Source organism: Streptomyces sp. SA15, from assembly GCF_002291145.1.
In the GTDB taxonomy this organism is placed as follows: domain Bacteria; phylum Actinomycetota; class Actinomycetes; order Streptomycetales; family Streptomycetaceae; genus Streptomyces.
This window is the reverse complement of the sequence record NZ_NTGE01000049.1, coordinates 1-906: the sequence shown is the minus strand read 5'-3', so window position 1 is coordinate 906 and position 906 is coordinate 1. Positions and strand designations below refer to the sequence as shown.

General features: G+C 77.2%; 1 protein-coding gene. It reads left to right on the top strand.

Annotated features, from left to right (window positions below; translation table 11 throughout):
- The coding region (locus tag CLM62_RS09260; protein WP_257003759.1) for a phosphopantetheine-binding protein at positions 1-906 on the top strand (906 nt) is incomplete at both ends.

Here is a 906-nt window from a genome sequence, read left to right as displayed (position 1 = left end):
CTCGTCGCCTACGTCGTCCCCGGGCCCGGCCACCGCGCCGACCCCGCCGTCCTGCGCCGCCACGTCGCGGGCAGCCTGCCCGCCCACATGGTCCCGGCCGCCTTCGTCACCCTGGACACCCTGCCGGTCACCGCGCAGGGCAAGCTGGACCGTGCGGCGCTGCCCGCCCCGGACACCGAGCCGGAGCACCCCGCGCAGGCGTCCCGCCCGCCCCGACCCGGCACGGAGGAGGACGTGTGCGCGGCCGTCGCCGAGGTGCTGGGAGCGCCGGCCGTGGACCCCGATGACGACTTCTTCGAACGCGGAGGGGACAGCATCCTGGCCATCCGGCTCGTCGGCCTCCTGCGCGCCCGCGGACTGGCCCTCGCCACGAGGGATGTCTTCGAGCAGCGCACGGCAGCCGGGCTCGCCGCCCGCGCCGATGCCGCGGGAGACCCGGACCGGACACCCGAACCGCGACGCCCCGCACCCGCCGCCGGGCCCTTCCCCGCGCCACCCATGGCGCACTGGCTCTACGACGCCGGCGGACCGGCGGACGCCTTCAGCCAGACGATGATCGTGCGCACCCCGCCCCTGCCCGGCACCGAGCCGCTGCTGCGCGCCCTGCAACACGTCATCGACAGCCACGACGCACTGCGTACGACGCTGTTGCGCGGCCCCCACTCCGCCCACGCCGCCGCACGCCTGCGCCTGGACCCGGCGCCCCAGGGCACCCCCGACGCCGCCGACTGCCTGCGCCACGTCCCCGTCGACGGCGCACCCCACGAGGCCGTCCTGGCCGCCGTACTGGACAGGGCCCGCGCCGAACTCGCCCCGGAGCAGGGGAGGATGCTGCGCGCGGTGTGGCTCGACGCCGGCGAGAGGGAAGGACGCCTCGCGCTCGTCGTGCACCACCTCGCTGTCGAC